This is a genomic window from Microbulbifer sp. ARAS458-1, assembly GCF_045348205.1.
Taxonomy (GTDB): Bacteria; Pseudomonadota; Gammaproteobacteria; order Pseudomonadales; family Cellvibrionaceae; genus Microbulbifer.
The window spans coordinates 1,824,419-1,844,775 of the sequence record NZ_CP155838.1; the positions used below are offsets into that span (position 1 = coordinate 1,824,419).

General features: G+C 57.8%; 21 protein-coding genes. 10 read left to right on the forward strand and 11 right to left on the reverse strand.

The genetic code is table 11. From position 1 onward, the window contains the following. Nucleotides 1-1,207 (forward strand): IS66 family transposase (gene tnpC / locus AAFH99_RS07520; RefSeq protein WP_406829079.1); only part of this gene is annotated, 1,207 nt, incomplete at its 5' end. Between the two features lie 65 nt (nucleotides 1,208-1,272). On the opposite strand, the gene AAFH99_RS07525 is transcribed toward tnpC, so the two are convergent. Next, nucleotides 1,273-2,748 carry a DUF3360 family protein gene (locus AAFH99_RS07525; RefSeq protein ID WP_406829080.1) on the reverse strand — a complete coding sequence of 492 codons (1,476 nt, stop codon included), beginning with the start codon at nucleotides 2,746-2,748 and terminating at the stop codon, nucleotides 1,273-1,275. A gap of 341 nt (nucleotides 2,749-3,089) precedes the next feature. Here AAFH99_RS07525 and AAFH99_RS07530 point away from each other — a divergent pair, with 341 nt between their 5' ends. Next, entirely contained in the window at nucleotides 3,090-3,329 is a 240-nt protein-coding gene (locus AAFH99_RS07530; RefSeq protein WP_043317311.1) for a YdcH family protein, read from the forward strand. Nucleotides 3,330-3,347: 18 nt separating this feature from the next. On the opposite strand, the gene AAFH99_RS07535 is transcribed toward AAFH99_RS07530, so the two are convergent. Continuing rightward, entirely contained in the window at nucleotides 3,348-3,734 is a 387-nt protein-coding gene (locus tag AAFH99_RS07535; RefSeq protein WP_406829081.1) for a DUF2750 domain-containing protein, read from the reverse strand. 154 nt (nucleotides 3,735-3,888) lie between these two features. Between AAFH99_RS07535 and AAFH99_RS07540 the strand changes: the two genes are divergently transcribed. Continuing rightward, nucleotides 3,889-4,551: a peroxiredoxin-like family protein gene (locus AAFH99_RS07540; RefSeq protein WP_406829082.1), complete on the forward strand. Its 663-nt coding sequence runs from the start codon at nucleotides 3,889-3,891 to the stop codon at nucleotides 4,549-4,551. A 24-nt stretch (nucleotides 4,552-4,575) separates the two neighbouring features. Here AAFH99_RS07540 and AAFH99_RS07545 read toward each other — a convergent pair whose 3' ends face one another. From AAFH99_RS07545 to can, 4 genes are all read right to left on the reverse strand, one after another. Then, nucleotides 4,576-5,343, reverse strand: coding sequence for a glycerophosphodiester phosphodiesterase (locus tag AAFH99_RS07545; RefSeq protein ID WP_043317306.1), 768 nt, complete (start codon nucleotides 5,341-5,343; stop codon nucleotides 4,576-4,578). 206 nt (nucleotides 5,344-5,549) lie between these two features. Further along, entirely contained in the window at nucleotides 5,550-6,089 is a 540-nt protein-coding gene (locus tag AAFH99_RS07550) for a flavin reductase family protein (protein ID WP_406829083.1), read from the reverse strand. Nucleotides 6,090-6,185: 96 nt separating this feature from the next. Next, nucleotides 6,186-7,859 carry an FAD-dependent oxidoreductase gene (locus AAFH99_RS07555; RefSeq protein WP_406829084.1) on the reverse strand — a complete coding sequence of 558 codons (1,674 nt, stop codon included), beginning with the start codon at nucleotides 7,857-7,859 and terminating at the stop codon, nucleotides 6,186-6,188. Nucleotides 7,860-8,035: 176 nt separating this feature from the next. Next, nucleotides 8,036-8,692: a carbonate dehydratase gene (can, locus tag AAFH99_RS07560; RefSeq protein ID WP_231491638.1), complete on the reverse strand. Its 657-nt coding sequence runs from the start codon at nucleotides 8,690-8,692 to the stop codon at nucleotides 8,036-8,038. Nucleotides 8,693-8,871: 179 nt separating this feature from the next. On the opposite strand from can, the gene AAFH99_RS07565 reads away from it, so the two are divergent. Together AAFH99_RS07565 and AAFH99_RS07570 are read left to right on the forward strand one after the other, a co-directional pair. Further along, nucleotides 8,872-9,060: a hypothetical protein gene (locus tag AAFH99_RS07565; protein ID WP_406829085.1), complete on the forward strand. Its 189-nt coding sequence runs from the start codon at nucleotides 8,872-8,874 to the stop codon at nucleotides 9,058-9,060. 41 nt (nucleotides 9,061-9,101) lie between these two features. Next, nucleotides 9,102-9,590: a GNAT family N-acetyltransferase gene (locus AAFH99_RS07570; RefSeq protein WP_406829086.1), complete on the forward strand. Its 489-nt coding sequence runs from the start codon at nucleotides 9,102-9,104 to the stop codon at nucleotides 9,588-9,590. A 22-nt stretch (nucleotides 9,591-9,612) separates the two neighbouring features. Here the strand turns inward: AAFH99_RS07570 and AAFH99_RS07575 are convergent, their stop codons facing one another. Further along, entirely contained in the window at nucleotides 9,613-10,458 is an 846-nt protein-coding gene (locus AAFH99_RS07575) for an SPFH domain-containing protein (protein WP_043317297.1), read from the reverse strand. A gap of 51 nt (nucleotides 10,459-10,509) precedes the next feature. Then, nucleotides 10,510-10,971 (reverse strand): NfeD family protein, encoded by a 462-nt coding sequence (locus tag AAFH99_RS07580; RefSeq protein WP_043317295.1) that lies wholly within the window; start codon nucleotides 10,969-10,971, stop codon nucleotides 10,510-10,512. A gap of 436 nt (nucleotides 10,972-11,407) precedes the next feature. Here AAFH99_RS07580 and AAFH99_RS07585 point away from each other — a divergent pair, with 436 nt between their 5' ends. The 5 genes from AAFH99_RS07585 to AAFH99_RS07605 all read left to right on the forward strand — a co-directional run bounded on the left by AAFH99_RS07585 (nucleotide 11,408) and on the right by AAFH99_RS07605 (nucleotide 16,873). Then, a complete protein-coding gene (locus tag AAFH99_RS07585; RefSeq protein WP_406829087.1) occupies nucleotides 11,408-12,130 on the forward strand; it encodes a hypothetical protein in 723 nt (240 codons plus the stop codon). Between the two features lie 157 nt (nucleotides 12,131-12,287). Further along, nucleotides 12,288-13,382: a phospholipase A gene (locus tag AAFH99_RS07590; protein ID WP_406829088.1), complete on the forward strand. Its 1,095-nt coding sequence runs from the start codon at nucleotides 12,288-12,290 to the stop codon at nucleotides 13,380-13,382. Nucleotides 13,383-13,393: 11 nt separating this feature from the next. Beyond that, nucleotides 13,394-13,897 carry an NUDIX hydrolase gene (locus tag AAFH99_RS07595; RefSeq protein ID WP_231491632.1) on the forward strand — a complete coding sequence of 168 codons (504 nt, stop codon included), beginning with the start codon at nucleotides 13,394-13,396 and terminating at the stop codon, nucleotides 13,895-13,897. 139 nt (nucleotides 13,898-14,036) lie between these two features. Then, complete coding sequence (locus AAFH99_RS07600; RefSeq protein ID WP_043317292.1) at nucleotides 14,037-16,028, forward strand: aminotransferase class I/II-fold pyridoxal phosphate-dependent enzyme; 1,992 nt, start codon at nucleotides 14,037-14,039, stop codon at nucleotides 16,026-16,028. Between the two features lie 74 nt (nucleotides 16,029-16,102). Further along, on the forward strand, nucleotides 16,103-16,873 hold the full coding sequence (locus AAFH99_RS07605) for an ATP-binding protein (RefSeq protein WP_043317290.1): 771 nt from the start codon (nucleotides 16,103-16,105) through the stop codon (nucleotides 16,871-16,873). A 46-nt stretch (nucleotides 16,874-16,919) separates the two neighbouring features. Here the strand turns inward: AAFH99_RS07605 and AAFH99_RS07610 are convergent, their stop codons facing one another. From AAFH99_RS07610 to lptE, 3 genes are all read right to left on the reverse strand, one after another. Beyond that, complete coding sequence (locus AAFH99_RS07610) at nucleotides 16,920-18,578, reverse strand: acyl-CoA dehydrogenase family protein (RefSeq protein ID WP_043317288.1); 1,659 nt, start codon at nucleotides 18,576-18,578, stop codon at nucleotides 16,920-16,922. A 203-nt stretch (nucleotides 18,579-18,781) separates the two neighbouring features. After that, nucleotides 18,782-19,786 carry a DNA polymerase III subunit delta gene (gene holA / locus AAFH99_RS07615; RefSeq protein WP_043317286.1) on the reverse strand — a complete coding sequence of 335 codons (1,005 nt, stop codon included), beginning with the start codon at nucleotides 19,784-19,786 and terminating at the stop codon, nucleotides 18,782-18,784. A gap of 1 nt (nucleotide 19,787) precedes the next feature. Further along, the gene (gene lptE / locus AAFH99_RS07620; RefSeq protein ID WP_231491630.1) at nucleotides 19,788-20,306 is read right to left on the reverse strand and encodes an LPS assembly lipoprotein LptE; all 519 of its coding nucleotides are present in this window, start codon (nucleotides 20,304-20,306) and stop codon (nucleotides 19,788-19,790) included. Nucleotides 20,307-20,357: the final 51 nt, after the last annotated feature.

Sequence of the window (20,357 nt, forward strand, 5' to 3'; positions counted from 1 at the left end):
CGAAGAGATCAGCGAACAACTCGACATCATCCCGGCCAAAATCCAGGTCATCCAGCACGTACGCAAGAAGTACGCCTGCAAGACCTGCGAGTCCAATGTCAAAACGGCGCCACTACCGGCCCAGCCCATCCCGAAAAGCAATGCCAGTCCCGGCCTGCTGGCCCAGGTCACCGTTGCCAAATACCAAGATGCACTGCCGCTGGCCCGACAGGAGAAGATCTTCGCCCGATATGGCGTAGATCTCCCACGTAACACTCTGGCCAACTGGATTATCCGCTGCGGTGAGCTGGTACAGCCACTGCTGAACCTGATGGAAGACCGATTACGATCAGGTCCCATCATTCAGTGCGATGAAACACCAGTGCAGGTACTCAAGGAGCCCGACAAGCCACCGGAGAGCAAATCCTATATGTGGGTACGCCTCGGCGGCCTCCCGGATGAGCAAGTCGTACTCTACGACTACCACGCCAGCCGCAGTGGCGACGTGGCCGGCCGCCTATTGTCCGGCTACACCGGCTATCTACAGACCGACGACTATGCCGGTTACCACGCCGTGGGTAGTGAAAACACCATCACGCACATCGGTTGCTGGGCCCACGCGCGGCGGAAATTTATCGAGGCACAAAAGGTTGCAAGCAGCAAAGGTAAAAAGAACAAATCGAAAGCGCCCAGCAAGGCCGACATCGCATTGAACTATATCGGCCACCTCTACGGCATCGAGCGGCAAGCCAAAACGTGTAGTGTCGAAGAACGCTACCAGCTCCGGCAAACCAAAAGCCTGCCTGTACTGGAAAAACTACGCGAGTGGCTTGATAGAAACCTCCAAAAAACGTTACCCAAAAGCGCGCTTGGCAAGGCGATGTCGTACCTCGATAAGAACTGGACGAAACTCTATCGGCATACAGAAGATGGCCGCCTAAGAATCGACAACAACGCCGCTGAGAATGCTATCCGTCCGTTCGTAATCGGCCGCAAGAACTGGCTCTTCAGTGATACGCCGAAAGGGGCCAAAGCCAGTGCGGCGCTATACAGCCTGATTGAAACGGCTAAGCTGAATGGCCTGGAGCCGCACGAATATCTGGCTGCGGTATACAGCCGTCTGCCACAAGCCGAATCAGTGGAGGCCATTGAGGCATTGCTACCGTGGAAGGTCAGGGCTGCGGAGTTACCCGAATGCCGCGCTTATGTCGAGGGTGGGGAAGACTGATCGCTTACGAATAGAAGAGGATTAAGGCAACTTTCTCCCAGCCTTTGATACTCGGTCACTTATGCCTACTCCACTCTAAAAGTCCCCACTACCGCCGGCACCCCCGGAAACATCCCAATCGCCAACATCACAACACACAGCAAAGCAAAAACAATCCCGGGAATAATCCACCGGCCAGTGTGCCCCAGCTCCTGCCCACGCTCTTTACAGCCAATCAACCCCAGATTGTCCAGCAGTACGGTCAAAGACCAGCCGAACACCGGATTGACGATGGCAGAGGAGAAAATGACAACCGCGGCGGATTCTGTGGTCTTGCCCTTGCGGGTCATTTGCATGCCGGCTTCCAATAGTGGCAGGAACACGCCAACGATTAGCGCGATGCTTAACACCGGTGGCCATACCGCGAGATCCATGGGGTAGCCGAGTATTGCCGTGGCAATACACAGGATACCGGTGAGTACGGCACCGCCGGGAATTGGCCGTTTGGCGATTGCCGCCGGCACGATGTAGGTCCCCCAGGAGGAGGTGATATTTGCGCCCCCCATGACACTGCCGACAATTTGCCGGGAGGCGGCGCCGATCATGGTGTCGTCAATATTCATGATTACCCGGTCGGTGTTTTTCGGGTAGTTGAGTCGCTGGAACACCTGATGGCCGAGGAAGTCCGGGGACCACATGGCGACGGCGAGAATGGCGAAGGGGGTGACCGCCAGGAACGCCTTCAGGTCCGGCAAACCCAGCTGCCAGCCGGTAGTTTCTCCCCACCAATATGCCGGGTTCATGTTCGGCAGGCCTGGTTCGGTGGTGAATTCGAAGGGTGCCCCCAGTGCGAAGGCCACCAGCCCCGCCAGCAGGCACCCCAGCGGAATGGCCAGCCAGCGTTTGCGGAAGTGCTCGAGCAGGGCGTACATGACTATGGTGGCGAGCAGTACGACGAAAGCGATATGGCCCTTGTCGAAGCTTTCCGCCCAGCTAAACAGGCGCCCCACCTGGCTGGTTACACCAATAAATCCGAGGTACAGCAGCAGGCCGCCAGCTACCCCATTGCTGGTCAGTCGGGTGAGCAGGCTCCCGCCTTTGGTGATACCCAGGATAAAGCCCAGTATTCCGATCATGATCCCCAGTGCCATGGGGTGCCCTCCGGAGGCGACGACAAGGGGAATCATGGGGATCAGTGGCCCGTGGGTGCCGGGCAGGTTGGCGGTGGGGTTCAGGAATCCGGAAAGAAAGAAGGCGAACAGAACTGCCGCGATCAGCATCTCGAAACGGATATTCTCCGTTATAAATTCGGTGGAAAGCCCCAGCGGTGTGGCGAATGCCGCCACAATAGCGGCCACCATCACTACCTTGCCGATAGTGGCGGCCATGGCGGGGATCCAGTCTTCCCACTCAAAACGGTAGTCGCGGAATGGGTAGTTGGGGGCCCAGCGGCGCGGGGCCATGACTTGCAGTTCGTGCTCAAGATAGGCTTCGCGGGTGGCAAACGCTGATCTCGGCTTGCGCTGTGTCCGGTAGCTATTCTCGGTTTGAGGCTCTGTCATCTAATGGTCCTTCACAGGGGCACTTATTGAAGGTTCTTCTCAAAGGTTTTTCTCAAAGCTCCTTATCATTGGCTCTTATCAAAGGGCCTTGGTCAGCTCTGCGGGTGTTCAGGTATCTGGCGTTTAGGTAACTATAGACGCGGGACAGTCGAGGAAAGCGAGCCCCGCGCCTGGTGCAGGACACGGTTGATGACAAGGTAAAATCAGGAGGGGGCGGCGCGGATGCGTTGCTGGCGGGGATATTGGTCCGTGGCGAGTAATGTGGAGGGGACCGCTTCGACACTAGTATTCAGGAGTGAACCTCCAGCTTCCTGCTTACTAACTAATCGGAGCCTCTGCCCATGACCATGCGCACCCTGGAAACCGAATTTCCCGACCTCGCCGACAGTATCCGTCACCTTGTTCAGGACAGTATCCAGTTCAAGACCGATCGCGATAATTACCACAAGCTGGATAAAACCATTCGCGGTCTGGAGGAGCGAGGGGTGGCGACGGACGATCACCATTTCCGGGCACTGAAGACCGAGCGTGCGCGGTTGAAGGATCAACTTTACACTCAGGCGAAAAACCACGGGCACTGAGTGCGCCCGGGTTACATGTCAAAACCGTGATAGCTCGTCCCGCAGGTCCTGCTCCAGGTCTGCGGGTTCGGTGATCCATACGCTGTGATCTGCACCGGGAAATATGCCTACCTCGATACGGTCTTTTTTCAGGCCGGGCAACCAGCGGTTGAGGAACTGGGGGAGAGGGATACTTTTCGGCGTCAGGTCGCTGTCACTGGCGCTGTAGGCTTCGGCAAACTCGGCGCTCGGCCACACGGGGAGGTAGTCGAAGCCGCCATCCTCATCGCTGTGCAGCTTGAGGAAGTGCTCGTCGCTGTTGATCAATATCCAGACTTCCCGTTCTTCCCCCACCAGGTCCAGAAAATATTCAAAGCGCTCTTCGCAGGACTGTTCCAGTACGCTTTCCAGGTGATCTTCGCTCATAGGGTAACTTCTTGTGGCTTTGGGTGGCTTCGTCGCTGTTTGGGTGGCGGGATTGGCAAGTTGCCGTTTTGTGAAATGTTCATTATGCGCCACGCCGGTCGCTCAGAGTATGGTAATTTGAAAGCGAGTTCGCAATTGAGAAAAAGGAGTCGTCATGAGAAGAGTATTGTGTCTGTTTTCACTGTTGCTCGGGATCTTTTCCGGAGTGCAGGCGGAGGACGTCAAATTGCCTGAGCGCTTGCCGGAGCTCTCGGTGACCGAGGATGCGGCGCTTGGCACCGGGGATGTGGGGCTGAAGGCGGGGGCCAAGCCAGAGGATTTTACCGTGCGCGATCATAAGGGAGATGCGATTTCCCTGCGCTCCCTGGTGGCCTACAAGGCGCCGATACTGGTGATTTTCTATCGAGGGGGCTGGTGCCCTTACTGCAATGTTCAGATCCGTCAGCTGGCAGAGGCGTGGCCAGAGTTTGAAAAGCGCGGAGTGACGCCGGTGCTGATCAGCGCGGATAAGCCGGATGCGGGTGCCATGGCCAAGGCGACCTACGAGATTCCTTTCCCGGTATTGTCCGACCCGGATCTGAAAGCCCACGAGGCATTTGATGTGGTGGTGCAGATCGACGATGCGACGGTGGAGAAGTACAAAACTTACGGAATTGTGCTTGAGGACTGGTCGGGGCGGGATCACCACAAAATCGCGGCACCGGGAATCTTTCTTGTGAATAAAGAGGGCGTCGTGGAGTGGGCCCATGTCTCCAAAGACTACAAGACCCGCCCCAGTGTCGGGCAGCTGTTAGAGGTACTGGACAGCCGCAACTAGCCACTGAACAGATCGGGCCCAGAATCAGCCGGCTTTGAGTCCCCCGGCCGGTTGGATCTGCTCCGCCAGTACTTCGGCGGTTTTGGCGGCGTTGTAATCCATGATCAGCTTTGGCTCGTCGGTAAACACGCCGTCCGCTCCCATGGCGGCTACCAGGGCGAGGTCGTGCGGATGGTTGACCGTGAACACATAGCTTTTCAGGCCCCGCCGGTGGCCATCGGCAATGATTTCCGGGCACACAAAATTGAGGCTGTGATGCATGGAGTAGGCCTGTAAGGGCTCCGCGCAGGCGGCAAGATCCAGCGGCACGCCGTCAATCAGTACGCCGCGGCGCACCTGGGGGATCAGCTTCAGGCATTCGTAGATCTGGCGATGGTCAAAGGACGAGACGATGTACTGCTCGTAGCTGACGCCGTTGTCGCGGATGTAGGATTCCAGCTCTCGGGCGGCGAGTGCTGCGCAGTTGGGGCCTTTCAATTCGATATTCAGCTGCACGTGGTTGCCGATCAGTTCCAGTACTTCCCGCAGGGTAGGCACCTGCTCGCCGCCGGGTAGCAGCATTTTGCGCAGGGCACTGGGTGCCATATCCGTCAGCAGTTCCTGCCCCGCCAGCAGGCGGCCCAGGCGGCGGTCGTGTTTGACGATCAGCTCGCCGCCCACATTCCAAACGTCGATTTCCACACCGTCAATATCGAATTCCAGTGCGTGGGAGATGGCCTGCAGGGTGTTCTCCGTGGCCCGTTTGGGGTAGCCCCGGTGAGCAAAGCAGAAGAGGGTGTCGGCTGATCGCATTTCGACGTCCACAGTGGCGGAGGTCTCCCAATGATGATTTAAAAGTATGACTACGAGGTGACAGGGTCACAACGGCGAGGCGGGAATTTGGGGGGAGTTTTTAGAATATTTGGTGTGGTTTTTCTGTGGGGTTATAACGCAGCCGGGGAATAACGGACCGGTTGCGAGAATCCGGGCCCTTGTGGCCCGGCATGCGCCCAGTGGCCTTACTCGCCGGCAAGGGCGCGATAGCGGCCTCGGTGAAACACCAGAGGTTCGCCGCCGGCGGCGGAGAATTCCAGTACTTCGCCCAGCAGGATGGTGTGGTCGCCACCGGCGATATTCTGCGCGCGGCGGCAGTGGAACAGGGCGGCGCAATCGTCCAGCTGCGGGATACCTTCGGCGCCCCGGTGCCATTTTACCTGGCCGAACTTGTCGGCACCGCGGCCGGCAAACAGGTTGGAAACATGCTGTTGGTCACCCTTCAGCACGTGTACCACAAAGCGCTCACATTCGGTGAAAGCGCTGTAGCTGAGGGATCCGCGGTCGATGCTCCACAGGATCAGTGCCGGGTCCAGGGATACAGAGTTGAAGCTGTTGACGGTCATACCCACCGGCTGGCCGGCTGCGTCCAGGGTTGTGACAACGGTTACCCCGGTGGCGAACTGGCCAAGGGTGTCGCGCAGGGCGCGGGCGCGCTCGGCCTGGGAATCCTGACTGGATACCGGGCTAACGGAAGAGGGGGCGGAATTTGAAGGTGCCGTCATACTTCGATCAATTTGTGGTCAAAATTTGTGCTGGCGGCCATTCTACGGGAAAAGCGCCGCCATTGCGTGACTTTCTTTATCGCGAACGGCGTCCGGTCAGCCCTCTGTGGCCATCAGGGGCTGGCAGCGCTGGCTGAGGACGTCGCGCTCGGTGATACCACTGCCGGTGAGGGCGAAACCGTGGAGCTGGCCGCTGGCGTCCAGGTACTCCGCGACGATTCCGTCGTCCAGCCTCGTGACCTTCCAGTCCCCCGTCACTTCCGCAGATCTGGGCGGGCAGACTACGGTGGGGCGCAAGGTGGTTTTTACCGCGACCGGCAGGCAGCCAAAGCGCACCGGGGTTGGAGTACCGTTGAGCGTCTGCGCCAGTGCACGCGCGCTCTGGGTGAGTGGTGCGACGTAAAAGAGATTATGGCCGTCGACTTCCGCGCAATCCCCCAGTGCAAAGATATCGGGATCGTTGGTCTGCAGCTGGCGACTGGTGACGATGCCGCGACGAACCCCGAGCCCCGCGGCTTCAGCGAGGCCGGTATTTGGTATGAGGCCAAGGGCGGCGAGGGCCAAGTCCGCATCGAGGGTATTGCCATCGGCCAGTTCCGCGCGGACTCCGCCGGCGTGCTGCTGCAGCCTGTTGACGCTGTGGCCAAAGTGGAAGTGTACTCCTGCGTTTTCAAGAGATGTCTGAATATCCCGCCCTGCGGCTTCCGGCAGCAGGTTGGCCAGCGGCCAGGACTGCGGGTCCACCACCTCGACGTTGTAGCCCGCCTGAATCAGGTCGTTGGCAAGCTCGCAACCGATCAGGCCGGCGCCCATCAACAGTACCCGCTTGCGGTTGGCCAGCGCGGTGCGGAAGCGGTGGTAATCGGTCAGGCTGTTTACCCGGAACAGGCGCGATAGTCCATTGCCCTCAATGGGCGGTAGCGGCGCGCAATTGGCACCGGTGGCAAATACCAGTCGTCCGTAAGCGAGTTCGGCGCTTATGCCGCCACTGTCGGATACCAGGGTCAGCAGTTTGGCGCTGCGGTCCAGATTGGTGACATGGGTGTGCACCAGAATTTCTGCGTTCAGTTCTTTCGCCATATCTTCCGCGGTGGCGGTGGCCAGTTGTTGCGGCGTTTTCCCGTGGGCGAGCGAGGCGGACAGCAGAGGCTTTGAATAGAAGGTACCGTCGTCACCGGTGATCAGCATCAATGGGGTGCGCTGATCCAGTTTGCGGAACTCCCTGGCCAGATGGTATCCCGCGAGACCGGTACCGATGATCACCAGTGGCAGGGTATCGTCGAGCGCAGGGCGGATGTGTTCCGCGGGTTGCTCTCCAGGGGCCTCGGCATCCGGCTGACTTACCAGCACCATATCGAAATCTTCTTTACCGACGCCGCATTCCGGGCAGGTCCAGTCGGCCGGAATATCTTCCCAGCGGGTGCCGGGGGCGATGCCTTCCTCTGGTGCCCCTTTGGCTTCGTCGTAAATCCAGCCGCACACCATGCATTCCCAGATACGGCCTGCGGCAGAGTGCACTGCTGTAGACTGTGCCGCTGTGGCTGCTACCTGTTTACTTTGGGTGCTGGCCTGTGGCTTGTGTCCCGGGGCAGTGGCCACCACCGCGAGCATTTCGAATTCGTCTTTGGTGGCGCCACACTCTGGGCAGGCCCAGTCGTCGGGAATGTCTTCCCAGCGTGTACCTGGGGGAATACCGTCGTCTGGCGAGCCTTTGGCTTCGTCGTAAATCCAGCCACAGATCTGGCATTCCCACACACGGAAGTCGGACATGATTACCCCGGAAACAGCGTTATTCGTAAAGGTCGAGCGGTCGATTTTGGAGGCTGTGGAGTTTAGGGAAAAACGCGGGGAAAGTTAAGGAACCTCTGATTTAGCCGGTGATTTCCCGGGTTTTCATGGGGTCCGGGAGGGGCGGCACCGGGTGTGGGCAGTGCCCGGGGCAAGGGTTACTCCTTGCCTCTCTGAGCGATGCTGGTGAGTGCGCGGTGATACATATCGGTGATCTGCCCGGTGTTCTCGACGGTGATCTTCAGGTCATTGATCAGCCCATTGGACAAGCCGTAGACCCAACCGTGTACAGACAGTTCTTGACCATTCTCCCAGGCGTCGCGCACCGGTGTGGTCTGGCACACGTGAATCACCTGCTCCAGGACATTCAATTCACACAGCAGATCCACACGATCCTGTTCTTTAAACAACTCGATCAGGGTGTGATGTTTGTCGCGCACGTCCTTGATATGGCGCAACCAGCTTTCGATCAGCCCCAGACGAGTGTCTTCCAGGGCTGCCTTGACACCGCCGCAGCCGTAGTGGCCCACAACCATGATGTGTTTGACCTTGAGCACTTCGACTGCAAACTGGATCACTGACAGACAGTTCAGGTCCGAGTGCACCACCACATTGGCAACATTGCGGTGGACGAACAGCTCGCCCGGCAACAGGTCGACGATCTGGTTGGCGGGTACGCGGCTGTCGGCACAGCCAATCCACAGGTATTCCGGTGTTTGTTGTTCGGAGAGCTTGAGGAAGAAATCGGGTTTTTCCTTGCGGGTAGTTTCCGACCAGGAACGGTTTTTTTCTATCAGGTCTTGGAGCTGGGACAAGGTTGTCATTCCATTGGTGTGCAGTGACTGCGCAGAATATCCTGTTTGGGACAGGCGTGGAATGCCTGTGGTTTTCGCGAGGGGATACTGGCGGGAATGTCTGCACCGGTGATCCCCTTCTGTTACCCTGCGCCTTTCACGGTGTGTAACGCCCGCTATGCCTTTCGCAGAGATTGATTATGGGATGCCGCAGAACCAGTATTCGCCGCCCACGCCGCTTCAATAAACACAATGCGGCGTTGACACGACGGCGGAAAAAAGTGCGCTGGCTGTTGGCCCAGCGGGCGCGGGTGCGTAATTACCGCCGCTTTTTTCAGGCGCAGAGCGAGCTGGTTGCGCGGGCGGAAGCCGCGCGCACGGACTGCTGATCAATCTCATTGAGTAGCAGAAATCGGAGTTTGGGGAGAATATGAATAACACGGTTGAGACGGTAATTGCCGATTACCGCGACGCGAGACAGGGCGCAGATCTTCTGGCGTTGTTGAGTGAGTATGCGCTGGACCCCTGTGGCGGCGGTGAACCACTGCCGGAAATCTGTCATGACGCGCTGCTGGAGCGTCTTGCGGCCTTTCCTGGTGCGTTTTCGGTGCTGGCGTATCAGGGGGGTAAGGCGGTTGGGCTGGTGAACTGTTTTATGGGTTTCTCCACCTTCATGTGCCAGCCGCTAGTGAATATTCACGATGTGACTGTGAGCCCGTCCGCCCGCGGCGCGGGAATCTGCACCCTGATGTTCGAGAAAGTGGTGGCAGAGGCCAGGGCGCGCGGTTGCGGCAAGATTACCTTGGAAGTGCTGGAGAAAAACCTGCCGGCGCAGGCGGCCTATCGCAAGGTGGGTTTCAAACCCTACGCTCTCGATGAAGAGTTTGGCCAGGCGGAGTTCTGGCAGCGCTACCTGTAACACAGGTGCGCTGCCATAAGCGCTATCGGTTCAGTAGCCCTTTTACAGCATTGGGCAGATCTGCGGGTAGCAGGATATTTTTGGCGTTAGCGGAGGTAGAGAGTTCCTCCAGCGCATTGATATAGCGCTCCCCCAGCAGATACATCACCGGCATTTCCTTGTCGCCAATGGCCTGAGTGACGCGCTCAATGGCTTCCCGGCTGGCATCCGCCAGTACTACCTGAGCCTTGGCATCCCGCTTTGATGCTTCCAGGCGGCCATCTGCCTCCAGAATTGCGGCCTGTTTTTCCCCTTCCGCACGGGTAACCGTGGCACGGCGCTGGCGCTCAGCGGCGGCCTGTTCTTCCATCGCTTTCTGCATGGTAGCCGAGGGGTTGATGTCCTGAATCTCCACGGTTTTCAGATTGATTCCCCAGTCGGCAATATCGTCGGAAATGGCTTCCTTCAGCTTGGCCTTGATCAGGTCGCGGGACGAGAGCGCAGCGTCGAGGGACATCTCACCGACGATGGAGCGCAGCGCAGTCTGCACCAGGTTCTGAATCGCAATTTCGTAGTCTTCAACACCGTACACCGCCTTTTCTGGCGAGACGATGTTGATATAGGCAACGGCGTTGGCAATGATCGTGGCGTTGTCCTGAGTGATGACTTCCTGAGAGGGGATATCCAGCACGATATCTTTGGTAGTCACCTTGTAGGGTACCTGGTCCACATAAGGGATGATGACATTCATGCCCGGGTTTAGTGTGCTGTGGTATTTGCCCAGCCGTTGCACGATGTGTTTGGAGCCCTGCGGTACGATACGTACCCCCATGCCGACGGTGATAATCACCAGCACTACCAGTGCCAAGACTACAGATAAACCTTCCATTTACATTTCCCCAATAAAATATTCTGTGTGTTTGGATTGAAAGTCGTTCGGTCAGAGCGGGCTGACTACCAGTGTGTTACCGGAAATATTCATCACTTTGACCCTTTCGCCCACCGCAATCTCACTGGTACTCATAAACATCCACTCATCTTCGCCGAGAATGGGTGCCGGGAAGCGCATGCGTCCGCGGGCTTTGCCAATGTTGGAGTCGATCACTGAACCAACTTGGCCGGTCAGCGCTTCCATTGCCATGCCCGAAGTAGTGCGGTCTTTCCAGTTGGGTTTGATAAATTTCTGCCACAGAAACACCAGTGCAATAGACAGCCCCGCCCAGATCAGCAGCTGCGCGGTAATCGGCATGCCCACCAGCATCAGTAATACCCCCATAAAAAGTGCGGCGAGACCGAACCAGAACAGGATAAAGCCGGAAACGAAGATCTCGGCGGTTACCAGCAATAGTCCCAGTACCAGCCAGTGCCAGTAGGCGATGTGTGTATTCAGCCATTCGAGCATGATGGCTTTCTCCTTGTGTTAATTCTTGAAGCTTGCTGCCAAATTGAATGAGCAATTCCGTGATTATGCCTGAAAGCGTTAATGCCCGCGCGGGATATACCAGGTGGGGGTGTCGGAGCACAATCCCGTCGCACATCCTCCGCACAATAGAGCCTGGTTATCACGTATGATCCGCGGAATTTACCGTGAAAATAGTTCCATAAAAATTCGTAAAAACTTCATGAAAGCGCAGCAAATTCGGGGGGCTGTGCAATACTTTTTGCAGGTGCCGGTGAGTTTTACTCCGCTGGTACCGTGAAAGTTTCCCACAAGATGCTGAAGTCGTATCTGCACATCCGAGTTCTCCAGCGAACGAGCAGAAAATATGCATCAATTTTGTGCGTTTGTACCCGGGTTATCCCCGAAAATATCTCGCGAAATCATGGATGAACACTATATGCGAATGACCGCTAACCTTGCCCAGGGCCGCTACCAGTACAGCTGTGATGGCAGAACCATGCCGGTACAGGACGAGTGGCAGCTGGGGCGCGATGAGCAGGGCCGGCAGCTGCTTATCAGCCGCAGGCTGGTGGGTGAGCAGGGGCACGGTATCGAAGTCCGCGCGTTGATGGACGCGGGGCTGGTGACCGAATGCCTGGTGAACTGGAAAGACGAAGTCGATGAGGTGAATGCCCACTACCGCCTGGCGCCTACCAATAACGGGAGCGCCGCCATGGGCGACCCCATTGAGGCCGACTGGACCGGCCCCAACGGCCCCCAACAGATGGTTCTGGAAGGCGGCAATCGGCTGCTGTTTCCGCTGATGCGCATACTCATGGGGCCCCTGCTGCAGCGCCTGTGCGATATGGAATTTGGCTGTGAAGTGGTTGCCCCGGACATTGTCGACCCGTCCCAGCGGGGCAAGCTGCTGTCGCCGCGGGTGAGCCATCGCCGGGCTGAGGTTATGGCGGGTGATGCGAATATCCAGGGGGTGCATGATCTGGGCTCCGACATCACCGTATTTTCCTACCAGGGCGATGAAGCCGAGCGCGATGCCCACTGCTTTGTAGACCCCCGCGGCTTGCTGGTGGGGTACGACTGGCCTAGTAGTACCGGCCGTCTCTGGCAGGTGCGCCTGCGCGATCTGGAGTGGTCGCCGGAGCTCGCGTCCCTGAGCTGAACTACGCGCAGACGCAAGCTGACTGGCTGCACACTTTAGATTCCCAAACCATGTAAACTGGCGTTCCGTGTTTATTCAGGAGCACCATTCGTTGTTTTCTGTTCGATCTTTGCTTCCCTTCCCCCGCTGGCCCCTTCTCTATGGTTTCGCCGCCGCTGTGGTTTTGACCGCAGAGCCGGTGTGTGCACAAGAAACCATCGCGGAGCAAGAGGTCGAGGCGCAATCCGGTTACGAAGAAATCGAGATTCTGCAGACCGATGATTCCCTACAAAGTGAAGAGCGGCGCCAGCAGAACTGCTTACGTGAGCAGTTACTTACTGCGCCCGCCAATATCACGCTCGAAGAAATGCGTATCCGCTGCGAACTGTCGGTGATCCGCGAGGGGCGCCGGGTGGAGGAAACTCCGGTTTTTGCCACCACCCCGGAGGTGTCCCCTCAGGAGTCCGCGGATGTACTGGTCAGCGAGCGCGCTCAGGCCATCCGCGATGCTGCGCAGAACCCGTTCACTCTGGCGTCCCATAAGACCAACTATCTTCTGCCGATTACCTACAATCCCAAACCCAACAAGGGCGGGCTGGAAGATTACGACACAGAACACGAGGTCGACCTGGATTCCATCGAGGTACAGTTCCAGCTCTCGGTACAGGTGCCCGTTTGGCGCGGTTTTCTGGGCAAGGCATCTTTTATGAGCTTTGCCTATACCAACCGCTCGTTCTGGCAGGCGTACAACTCGGACGATTCTGCGCCATTTCGCGAGACCAATCACGAGCCGGAGCTGATCATGACCTGGTTGAACGATTGGACCATTTTCGGGTTCCAGAATGTGGCCAATCAGATCGCATTCAACCATCAGTCCAATGGCCGAAGTGAGCCGCTGTCGCGCAGCTGGAATCGGATTTACGCCAACTTCGCGTTTGAAAAGGACGATGTCTATTTCACCGTCAAGCCCTGGTACCGCATTCCGGAAGACAGGGAAGACGACGACAACCCAGACCTGGAGTTCTATCTGGGGCACTTCGAATTTGTTGGAGGGGTAGAGCGGGGCGACCACAATATTTCCATCATGGTGCGAAACAACCTGCGCTCCGACAACAAGGGGGCGGGTGAACTGCGTTGGAGCTTTCCCATGGGCAGCCGGGTACGTGGCTATGTGAAATACTTCAACGGCTACGGAGAGAGCCTGATCGACTACGATGAATCGGTGCAGACCCTGGGGATTGGTTTTGAACTGGCCCGGGGCACGGGAAGTTAAGTGGCACCGAGGTGCGTCTGCTGTGTGCGCGCCGGGTGGCGCCACCTTCCGCCGATTTCAATGGTGCCTGGAATGCTGATGAAGGTCCACGGATGGGATTCGACGATACCTACAAACTGAGTGCACACGCGGTCATCACCAACGAAGCAGGGGAAGTGCTGCAATTACGTGCCACCTACGCTGATAAAAGTTGGGGCCTGCCTGGCGGCGCCCTGGACCTGGGCGAGACGATTCATGAGGCCCTGCACCGGGAGTGCCGGGAAGAGCTGGGCCGGGAGATCGTCATCGACTATCTGAGTGGCGTCTATTACCACCGGGTATACAACTCCCACGTATTTATCTTTCGCGCGCACCTGAAAACCCACGGCGTGGGGAACAGTAACGGCGATATCACCCTGTCGTCTGAGCATTCCGCGTTTGACTACTTTGCGTTAAATGACCTGTCGCCGGTACAGCGCGTGCGGGTGCAGCATTGTTTGCAGTTTAACGGGGAAGTTCAGAGCGCAAAATTCTAATGTGATCACATTTTTCGACCATTGATTTCGTATCCCCCCCGCTTTCTGGTGCTTATTGCCAATTTCCGCAGTCCCCCCCTAAACGGCGCCAGCCTCATTTAGTATCTGTCTCCTATGCTGAAAGATAAGAAGAAATGTTATGGGTGTAGAACTGACAATGCCTGATCTGGGCAATCTCTGTGAACAGCGCCAGCCGCTGGAGTGCCGTGTCGCGCTGGTCAGTAATGACCGCGATCTGAGCAGTAGTTGGGTCAGCGCGCTCAACGCGACCGCCGCACAGCACGAGAATCCTTATGGGCTGCGGTTTGAATCGGTGGCCACCAGTGCTCTGGAGAAATGCCTGCGGGAGGAAGACCAGTTACAGGCACTCATTATTGATGGTGGCTGCGCTTCGGATGAGCTCAAGGCCGCCGAGCAGCTGGCGGATCGTATGCACGCGGTGCGTGCACAGCTGAATGTATTCCTGGTGGCGCAGGATTCATTCCTTAATGATCAGGGGGGGGCCCCGGCGTCCGTGCGCAAGCGTTTTGATGAGCTGTTTGACCGCCGCGAATGCAACTTCAACCATATGTTCCGCCTGGTGCAGGCATTTATTGCTCGCCGCGCTTCCACCCCCTTTGCCGATACGCTTAAAGAATACGTTTTCTCTGCCCGCGATGCCTGGCATACCCCGGGTCACTCCGGCGGCGACAGTCTGCGAAACAGCCCCTGGGTGGGCGACTTCTACCGCTTTATGGGTGAGCACGTTTTCAATACCGATCTGTCGGTATCGGTACAGGTGCTGGACAGTCTGCTTGAACCCCATTCGGTGATTCAGGAAGCACAGGATCTTGCGGCCCAGGCGTTCGGCGCCGAACAGACGTTTTTTCTCACCAACGGCACCTCAACCGCGAATAAGGTGGTGATCCAGCAGATTCTCGGTGGTGGCGGCAAGATCATTGTCGATCAGGCCTGTCACAAGTCGGTGCACCATGCGATCGTCATGAACCGGGTGGAGCCGGTGTACCTCAAGTCCACCCTGCACCCGCAATTCGGGATTTATGGCCCGGTGTGTCGGGCAGATATCGAGAAGGCGCTGGACGAACACCCGGATGCGGGGCTGCTGGTGATTACCTCCTGTACCTACGACGGCCTGCGTTACGACCTCAAACCGATCATTGACTACGCTCACGAGCGAGGGGTGAAGGTGCTGATCGACGAAGCCTGGTACGCACACGGATATTTTCATACTGAATTGCGGCCAACCGCCTTGGAGTGCGGGGCCGACTATGTCACCCAGAGCACTCACAAGATGTTGTCGGCCTTCTCCCAGGCCAGCATGATCCACGTGCAGGATCCGGATTTCGATGAGTTCCGTTTCCGTGAAAACCTGAACATGTACGCGTCCACCAGCCCCCAGTACTCCATGATCGCGAGTCTCGATGTGGCCCGTAAGCAGATGGTGATGGAAGGCTATGGCCGTTTGCGCCACTGCGCGCAAATGGTGGCTACGCTGCGTCGCGAGGTGGATGCCACCGGTGTATTCCGCGCACTGACCCTTGAGGATCTGGTTCCGGCACCGTTGGCGAAAGACAATATCCGCCTGGATCCCACCAAGGTCACCATCGACGTATCGGGTAGCGGTTATTCCGGCAAGGAGATTCAGGTCAAACTGTTTGATCAGTTTGGGATTCAGGTAGAAAAAACGACCTACAACACCGTAACGGTGCTGGTGACCCTCGGCAGTACTGAAAGCAAATTACTGCGCCTGGTTCACGCTCTCAAGCAACTGGCGCGCCAGCCGCGCAAGCGCAGTCATGTGGGTACAGCCCGGCAGTTGCCGGAATTCACCCATCTCAACTGTTTGCCAGCGGATGCCTATTTTGCTGAAACCGAAGAACTTCCGCTGATGGACAATGGTGTGGCAGCGGAGAAAAAGCTGGTTGGCCGCACCTGCGCCGACGAAATTGTTCCCTACCCCCCGGGGATACCGGTTCTGGTGCCGGGACAGGAAATTTCCGCGCAGATCGTGCAATTCTTACAACAGCTGCTGCAGGGGCAGAACGCCACGGAAATTCACGGGCTGATCTTCCGCTCTGATGAACCGATGTTGCGGGTGATGAAGAAGGCCGTATTCAAGCGGAAAAGCTGACACAGATGTATGGCGATTGATTGCATGCGTGTGACGGTGTACTTTTTGCGGCTTCGAATCGGGAGCCGTTCGGTATGCAAAAAATTGATTGGGATCAACAGATCGCGGCAATCTGGCGCGCTCAGCAAGGCGTGTTAAAGCCTGTTCGTCGTCTGGATCCGGTTCGCCTGGATCAGTTATTGGGAATTGACGAACAAAAGCGGCAACTGGTGGAAAATACCGAGAAGTTCCTGCGAGGGGAGCCCGCTAACCATACACTCTTGTGGGGTGCTCGTGGTACGGGAAAATCCAGTCTGATCAAGGCGTTATTGAACCGGTTCGGTAGCGAAGGGTTGCGCTGTATCGAGATCAATCTCCAGGATCTGGATGATCTGCCAGAAATTGTCGACTACCTCGATAGTGACGAGGTGTGCAAGTATCGTTTTATCCTGTTCTGCGACGACTTTTCATTTGAGAAAGGTGATGAACGTTATAAAGCGCTCAAAACCATTCTCGCCGGTTCCCTGGAGCTGCCTCCCGAAAATGTTCTATTGTACGCAACATCCAACCGACGCCATCTGATCCCGGAAAGTACACAGGACAACCAGCAGACGAAAATCGTGAACGGCGAGCTTCACCACGGAGATGTGGTGGAAGAAACCCTGTCCCTGGCGGACCGCTTCGGACTCTGGCTGAGTTTCTATCCTGCGGACTGGGATAGCTACTTGAAAATAGTGGATCAGTATTTTTCCGAGTTTGACGGTGACCGCGACCAACTCCACACCGCCGCCAAACAGTTTGCCATGCTCCGCGCCAGCCACAGTGGGCGCACGGCGGAGCAGTTCTTCAAAAGTTATTCCAATTAACCGGTTACGTGTAGGAGTCTGCTTTGCAGGCTGCTACAGGCGAGTGTCACACGACCAGTGGATTGCCGCGCTCGATTACTGCTTTCACATCGATGCCCACCGGCAGGGTACCTGTGTTGTGTGCCCCCTGCGCGCCGAGCCTGGAAGCGATAAATCCCTCGGCCACAGCGGTGTTCCCGGCTTGTATCAGCAAGTGGCTCTGTATGGTCAGAGCCAGTTGATCTACCAGATGTCGCGCGCGGTATTCCATCTGATCGAGGTCCGCGAACTGGCTTTGTAAACGTGTCAGCGCGCGGTCAAAGCGCAGGTCACAGCCTTTGCTTTTTTCAAGCTCGTCAATCCAGGTGGTCAATGCGGCGGGGGTTTTGGTTACTGCACGCAGTACGTCCAGCGCCTGAATGTTGCCCGAGCCTTCCCAGATCGCATTGATCGGGGCATCGCGGTACAAGCGTGCGGTAATGAAATTTTCGATCACCCCATTACCGCCGAGGCACTCTGCGGCTTCGTAAGCGTGGTGCGGTGTGCGCTTGCAGATCCAGTACTTTCCCACCGCTGTGCCGAGGCGCATCAGCAGTTTCTGCTGCTCATCGTCAGGATGATCCATGGCCTGCGCCATGCGCATGGTCATGGCGACGGAGCCCTCCAATTCCAGTTGCAGATCTGCGAGGACGTTCTGCATCAGTGGCTGTTCGATCAGGGTTTTGCCGAAGGCGCTGCGTTGGCTCGCGTGGTAGATCGCCTGTAGCGTGGCCTGACGCTGCCCAGCGGAGGAGCCGATCATGCAGTCGAAACGGGTGGTGGAGACCATTTCGATAATGGCCGGTACACCTCGGCCCTCCTCACCCACCAGCCAGCCGAGCGCGCCGCGAAGCTCGATTTCTGACGACGCATTGGAAACGTTGCCGGCCTTGTTTTTCAGGCGCTGTACCTCAATCGGGTTTTTGGTTCCGTCCGGGCGCCAGCGGGGAACCAGAAAACAGCTTAGCCCAGCGCCGGTCTGCGCCAGCATCAGAAAGGCATCGCACATGGGGGCGGAGGTAAACCATTTGTGGCCGAGGAGTTCGTAGGTGCCGTCGCCAATCGGGGTTGCGGTGGTGGTGTTGGCGCGCACATCGGACCCGCCCTGTTTCTCTGTCATCCCCATGCCTATGGTGAGTGCGGACTTTTCGGTGTGGGGGCGATTGCTGGGATCGTAATCGCGATCGGTAATCTTTGGCAGCCACTCTTTTGCCAGTGCGGGAGCGAGGCTGATGGAGGGCACCGCCGCAAAGGTCATGGTGATCGGGCAGCCGTGGCCGGACTCCAGCTGACTGTGCAGGTAGTACTTGGCGGCACGCACTACATGCGCGCCGGGCTTCGGTTCCGTCCACGGCGACGAGTGCAGGGCCTCACTTTTGGCCAGCTGCATCAGCTGGTGGTAGGCCGGGTGGTAGTTCACCTGGTCGATACGGTTCCCCACCCGATCGTGGGGCTCAAACTCCGGTTTGTGGTGGTTTGCCTGAAAACCCCGTTCGATCCACTCCGGTCTTCCACACACCTCCCCGTACCGCTGCAGATCCGCTTCACCCCAATGTCCTCCGTTGCGCGCCACCGCCTCTATCAGCGCAATGTCACCGGCGTAGAGATTGTGTCCCTGTAGCGGCGCCGGCTGGTTGCGTACCCGATGGGTGGAGGCGAGGTCGGTCGTCATTATTTTATTCGTCATGTCTGGTCTCTGACTGGAGCGGTGGACGTTGGAGAGTGGCTAACGAATATCCTAGCGGCTTGACAGGGGGTAGGCATGTCAGGACATGCCGGAATACTTGGCTTGCGGCGCCAAAGTGAGAGGCGCAGGCGGCGGGTTGCAGGCGAACGGACCGGAGTATTGTTCGGTTTGCCTGCACGCAGGCTTCTACGAGGGAGGAATTATTAGATGCTGCGTTTGCCAGAGAGATTTAGGGTGAGCTCCAGCAGACCTGCCCAGGGGTCCATTTCTTTGCCGCCTTTGATCGCGTTGTCCACAGCGCGAGCACGCATCAGGAAGTTTTCCAGATGGCGGGGGCGCAGGCGCTGGCAGGCGGCCTGGACCAGTGGTTGGCGTTTCTGGATTCGCACCAGTCGATTGATCGGCTGGCCCTGATCGAGTTTCTGCTGGGTTTCCAGTAGCGTGCGGATTTCCCGGGCGATGGCCCAGAGAACTACCGGGGCTTCTACGCCTTCTGCGCGCAGGCCTTGAAGTGTGCGCACCGCGCCGGCGGCATCACCGGCCAGTGCTTTGTCGATGAGGCCGAAAACGTCGTAGCGGGCGGAGCTGGCGACGACGTTGTTCATGGTGTCGGCGGTGATCACCGAGTCCTGCGCCAGCAGTTTCAGCTTTTCGATTTCCTGGCTGGCGGCGAGCAGGTTGCCTTCCACACGCTCGGCCAGGATCTGGATGGCTTCCGGTTCGGCGTCGAGGTTGGCTGCGCGCAGGCGCTGGTGGATCCAGCGGGGCATTTCAGAGGCATCTACCGGCCAGATCTGGACCAGTACGCCCTTGGCCTCCAGCGCCTTTACCCATTTGCTGTTCAGCTGCGATCGGTCTAGGCGTGGCAGAACTAATAACAGCAGGGTTTCCTCATTCGCCATGCTGGCGAATTCCTGCAGGGCTTTACTGCCTTTGTCGCCGGGTTTGCCGCCGGGAAGGCGCAGTTCGATGATTTTTTTATCGGCGAACAGGGACATGCTGCCGGCGGCGGAGAGCAGCTGGCCCCAGTCGAAATTGTGCTCGCCATGCAGCAGATCGCGCTCGTTAAAGCCGTGTTTGCGCGCGGTATCGCGGATGCTGTCGCAGCACTCCTGTACCAGCAGGGGTTCGTCGCCGGTGACGACGTAGATGGGGGCTAACCCCTGGCGGAGGTTCTGCGGGAGCTGACGCGGGTTGATACGTGGCATGTCAGGGGAGTGCCGGGCTGTCGCGGACGGGGGTGTTGATTTCGATACGGCGTAGGCGGTCGATGATCCGCCCGATGAGTTCGCGGCGCATTTCTTCCCGCTGCAGGCGCTCTTCTTCCCCTTTACTGACGACTTCGGCGTCGTCCCATTCGAGGGTGCGGTAGACGTCGGCGCGGGCCATGGTAAGGAGATCGCGGCCGGTGTTGTCACGCACGCTGTACTCGGCGCTGGTGATGAGTTCGTATTCGGAGGCGCGGCCCTGGGCATCCACGGAGACAGTGCGTTTCTGTTCGATCTCTTTGTGGATGGTGAGGGTGAAGTCGGCTTCGTTAGGGGCTTCTGCTAAAGGCAGGCCGCTGGTTTGCAGTAAGCGGGTGATGCTTTCGGCGAGTTCGCTTCTGGGGTCTTCGGTGGTGATGTAGAGCTTGCTTCCGGGGGGGAAGTTTTTCGGTGCGCCGCGGAGGTGCCAGCCACAGGCTGAGATTGCGATGGCCAGGATTATTGCGGTTATGCGGAGCACTGTATTTTTCATCTCGGTCCGGTGGTTTATTGTCTTGTGGCGGACGGGCAC

Bases quoted from the DNA above. Each gene is read 5' to 3' on its own strand.
- AAFH99_RS07525 (WP_406829080.1), bottom strand. From the start codon at position 2,748: ATGACAGAGCCTCAAACCGAGAATAGCTACCGGACACAGCGCAAGCCG.
- AAFH99_RS07530 (WP_043317311.1), top strand. From the start codon at position 3,090: ATGACCATGCGCACCCTGGAAACCGAATTTCCCGACCTCGCCGACAGT.
- AAFH99_RS07535 (WP_406829081.1), bottom strand. From the start codon at position 3,734: ATGAGCGAAGATCACCTGGAAAGCGTACTGGAACAGTCCTGCGAAGAG.
- AAFH99_RS07540 (WP_406829082.1), top strand. From the start codon at position 3,889: ATGAGAAGAGTATTGTGTCTGTTTTCACTGTTGCTCGGGATCTTTTCC.
- AAFH99_RS07545 (WP_043317306.1), bottom strand. From the start codon at position 5,343: ATGCGATCAGCCGACACCCTCTTCTGCTTTGCTCACCGGGGCTACCCC.
- AAFH99_RS07550 (WP_406829083.1), bottom strand. From the start codon at position 6,089: ATGACGGCACCTTCAAATTCCGCCCCCTCTTCCGTTAGCCCGGTATCC.
- AAFH99_RS07555 (WP_406829084.1), bottom strand. From the start codon at position 7,859: ATGTCCGACTTCCGTGTGTGGGAATGCCAGATCTGTGGCTGGATTTAC.
- AAFH99_RS07565 (WP_406829085.1), top strand. From the start codon at position 8,872: ATGGGATGCCGCAGAACCAGTATTCGCCGCCCACGCCGCTTCAATAAA.
- AAFH99_RS07570 (WP_406829086.1), top strand. From the start codon at position 9,102: ATGAATAACACGGTTGAGACGGTAATTGCCGATTACCGCGACGCGAGA.
- AAFH99_RS07575 (WP_043317297.1), bottom strand. From the start codon at position 10,458: ATGGAAGGTTTATCTGTAGTCTTGGCACTGGTAGTGCTGGTGATTATC.
- AAFH99_RS07580 (WP_043317295.1), bottom strand. From the start codon at position 10,971: ATGCTCGAATGGCTGAATACACACATCGCCTACTGGCACTGGCTGGTA.
- AAFH99_RS07585 (WP_406829087.1), top strand. From the start codon at position 11,408: ATGCGAATGACCGCTAACCTTGCCCAGGGCCGCTACCAGTACAGCTGT.
- AAFH99_RS07600 (WP_043317292.1), top strand. From the start codon at position 14,037: ATGGGTGTAGAACTGACAATGCCTGATCTGGGCAATCTCTGTGAACAG.
- AAFH99_RS07605 (WP_043317290.1), top strand. From the start codon at position 16,103: ATGCAAAAAATTGATTGGGATCAACAGATCGCGGCAATCTGGCGCGCT.
- AAFH99_RS07610 (WP_043317288.1), bottom strand. From the start codon at position 18,578: ATGACGAATAAAATAATGACGACCGACCTCGCCTCCACCCATCGGGTA.
- holA (WP_043317286.1), bottom strand. From the start codon at position 19,786: ATGCCACGTATCAACCCGCGTCAGCTCCCGCAGAACCTCCGCCAGGGG.